The sequence below is a fragment of the Ruminococcus sp. genome, assembly GCF_017650195.1.
In the GTDB taxonomy this organism is placed as follows: domain Bacteria; phylum Bacillota; class Clostridia; order Oscillospirales; family Ruminococcaceae; genus Ruminococcus.
Genome location: NZ_JAGCFH010000315.1, coordinates 1 through 3,247, shown reverse-complemented (window position 1 = coordinate 3,247; position 3,247 = coordinate 1). Strand labels below are relative to the sequence as shown.

Genomic DNA, 3,247 nt, shown 5'->3' with positions numbered 1-3,247 from the left:
TCTTGTGATTCGGTGATATCAGGTCCTTATGAGCTACGCCCTTCATATCATAGATGATTTTCTCAACAGCTTCTATTTCCGGATTTTCGATATCATAATATTTTAAAGACTTATCTGCCCATTTATACTCATCTGAATTTTGAAAGTCCGAGATTGCGTTTTCAGCAAACCTCATTCGCTTCTCTTCATCATCGCCACATTTTACCAAATCAGAATATGTAAGCAATGTAAACACCTCTCTTTAATTCCATATAGGCTCATAATCAATTTGAGATTTAGCTATTCCTGTTGTTGCGACAAAATACCTGATATTATCCATAGCATGATCGTTAATTTTAACTGGTCTATCCTCTATTTCTGAGTCATCCCAAACATAGCTTCCAAATTCCTTCTTAGTGTTTTGACACTTAGGAGAAAATTTAATAATGCCTCTTTGTAATGCAACCATTGTTTGTTCAATGCCCTTTATTACGTCATTCTTTGCTTTCTTGACGTTGTACCTGGCTGTATTCTTTTTGAGCAGAGCAATAAATGAAGCTGCAGAGGGATCTATAACTGTATATAAACGTCCATCAATATATTTTAGCCATTCTTCCATATCTGCATAATATTCATCATCGGTTTTCGTGATCCCTTGTTCACGTCCCGAATAATAATATTCATCTATGCCCCACCATACATTGTGATATTTGCCCCATAGTGTAACCGAAAATGCATTCATAGTACCATAGTCAATGCTTATGGCATATTGCTGCGGAACACGATAAAGCTTTTTAGCTATCGGTATGCATTTTTCACCTTCTTCAGCAAGCGGTGGTTCTTCAAATGCATCTTTGTACATAGGATAAATCAAGCCTTGTGCCATTACCCACAAGCCGAGAATGAATCTATCATAAAAAACGCCTGTGTACATTTTACGGTATCGGGCCTTCACCTTTTCAGATAATGACAAATTATCATCCATTACAAAATGAAGATATAGCAGTTGTTTGTCATTTGCCTTATCTATCCACTTGACCTTAAACCAATGTGAAGGTGATGAAGGGTTACAATTGAACCACATTTTTGAACCATCAACAGAGCAACGGCCCGTGGCTTGGTTCACGAAGCTCTCAGGCATAAGAGCAACCTCATCAAGGAAAATGCCTGCGAGTGTAATACCCTGAATCAGATCCTGCGACCGTTCGTCCTTACCGCCAAAGATATAAAAGTAATTAGTTATATCGCCATTGGATACTGTACACAGATTCTCACTTCGGCTATCTTCAATCACATAACCTCTGCCTTTCAGCATTATCTTGAGCCAAAATAATACATTCCTTCGGAAAGAGCCTACAGTTTTTCCACACATAGCAAAGTTCTGACCGTCAAAGCTCTGCATCGCCCATATAACAAATGATAAGGACATTGACAGAGATTTACCGCTTCTTATAGCTCCGTCTGCTATTATCCCATCATAATCTTTTACTGGAGAGTTATCACACCACCAATTAAGGAGCTTACGCTGTTTCTTAGAGAATGGTTGAAACTTAAATGTCGCTGTCCTCAATGTCCTCGCTTTCATTGTCCTCACTCCAGTCATCTGCAGCAGTACCGTTCAGCGCTTCCATAAATCCATCAGAAACCCCAAGAGTTGTTTCCTGGACCATTTCTTGCTTATCAGTCATTCCGAGATAGTTCTTGCAGTAGAATATATGTACTGACGGATTACTTTCAGCGAGTCTCCAACCAGCCTTCCGAAGTTTAATTTTCAAGGCCAGCCCCTTATTTTGCGCTGAATACTCTTGAAAATTCATTTTGAATGTTCTTTTACACCATCGAGATAATGTGTCGATATTTGCAGGCTTGCCGTTTTCATCTCGGAAAAACCAACATATTTCTTGCTGATCGCAGCCGAGTCCGACAAGATCTACAAATGTTTTTGCATCGAACTCTTTTTTCGGTCTACCTGCCATTCAATCACCTCAATTCAGCTTAACCGCCTTGTCTCCTGTAAACTTCTCCCATCTGTCAATAATGACATCAACGTATTTAGGATCATACTCCATAACATAAGCAGTGCGCTTATTCTGTTGAGCTGCAATGATAAGTGTGCCGGATCCGCCGAACAAATCAAGCACGCTGTCACCAGGCTTCGTATTGCATTGCATCTCATAGTCAAAGAGCAGTACCGGCTTCATTGTCGGATGCTCTTTTGAAGCTCTGGGTTTGTCAAAGAACATGACATCACGTTCTTTGCGCTTTTTAAACCACTTGTGAGCGGCACCATCCTTCCAGCCATACAAGCAAGGTGAAAAACCTTCCTGCGGCTCCTGAACGCTCTCATCAAACGTTAAACCGGATAAAACACTTTCATATTGGTGCTGGAAGTCCTGCCTGCCTATAGTAGCGCTATTCTTTACCCATATAAGCTGCTGCCGTACTATAAGTCCTGCCTCAGCGCAGGCTCCACGGAAGTTGTAGCCTTCGGAATCAGCATACCAGATATGGAAGGTGGAGCCATGCTTCAAAGCATACTTAATATTCATGAAAGCTTTTCGCAGGAACTGCCTGAATTCGTTGCTTTCCATATTATCATTCATAATTCTGCCTGCGGTACCTTCATAGTTCACATTATACGGCGGATCTGTAAGGACCATGTCAACCTGCTGGCCGCCCAGAAGCTTCTGTACATCTTCCTGCGAGGTAGAGTCTCCGCACATAAGCCTGTGCCTGCCGAGCTGGTACATATCACCGAGCTTTGCTTTGGGTTCCTCAGGCAGAGGTTCAGTATAATCGTCCTCAACAACAGTATCATCTTCAAATAAGTTGTCAAAGCCGAAATCTGTCATATCAAAGTCAATAATGCTTTCAATTTCCTTAGTGAGCAGTTCCAAATCGAAGTCGGAGTTCATGGTGAGCTTATTATGAGCCAGCATATAAGCCTTGCGCTGCTGGTCAGTAAGATCATCAAGCCGAATGATAGGAATCTCTGTGAGGCCTAATTCTTTGGCAGCTATCAAGCGGCCGTGGCCTTCGATTATTTCATTTTTCTTCCACACAGCGACCGGATCATTAAAGCCGAATTCATTGATAGACTTCTTGATCTGCTCGATTTGTTCTTTCGGATGAAGCTTTGCATTCCTCTCGTAAGGTTTAAGTTCATCGATTGGTACATAATCAATTATTAAGTTTTTCATAGTCAGTTCCTTAGTAAATTTGAGTAGTGTGATTAGTAGAATGATTAATAGTAGATTGGAAGCTGAAT

Annotated in this window: 4 protein-coding genes; all 4 read right to left on the bottom strand. The window is 41.0% G+C overall.

Annotated features, from left to right (window positions below):
* Positions 1-226, bottom strand: a 226-nt coding sequence (locus J6U00_RS14095; protein WP_296582872.1) for a hypothetical protein, incomplete at its 3' end; no start/stop codon positions are given.
* Positions 227-241: 15 nt separating this feature from the next.
* On the bottom strand, positions 242-1,564 hold the full coding sequence (locus tag J6U00_RS14090) for a PBSX family phage terminase large subunit (protein ID WP_296582870.1): 1,323 nt from the start codon (positions 1,562-1,564) through the stop codon (positions 242-244).
* Positions 1,530-1,955, bottom strand: coding sequence for a hypothetical protein (locus tag J6U00_RS14085; protein ID WP_296582868.1), 426 nt, complete (start codon positions 1,953-1,955; stop codon positions 1,530-1,532). Before J6U00_RS14085 ends, J6U00_RS14090 begins: the two co-directional genes overlap by 35 nt.
* Before the next feature lie 9 nt (positions 1,956-1,964).
* Entirely contained in the window at positions 1,965-3,179 is a 1,215-nt protein-coding gene (locus J6U00_RS14080) for a DNA methyltransferase (RefSeq protein WP_296582866.1), read from the bottom strand.
* Positions 3,180-3,247 lie beyond the last annotated feature (68 nt).

Bases quoted from the DNA above. Each gene is read 5' to 3' on its own strand.
- J6U00_RS14090 (WP_296582870.1), bottom strand. From the start codon at position 1,564: ATGAAAGCGAGGACATTGAGGACAGCGACATTTAAGTTTCAACCATTC.
- J6U00_RS14085 (WP_296582868.1), bottom strand. From the start codon at position 1,955: ATGGCAGGTAGACCGAAAAAAGAGTTCGATGCAAAAACATTTGTAGAT.
- J6U00_RS14080 (WP_296582866.1), bottom strand. From the start codon at position 3,179: ATGAAAAACTTAATAATTGATTATGTACCAATCGATGAACTTAAACCT.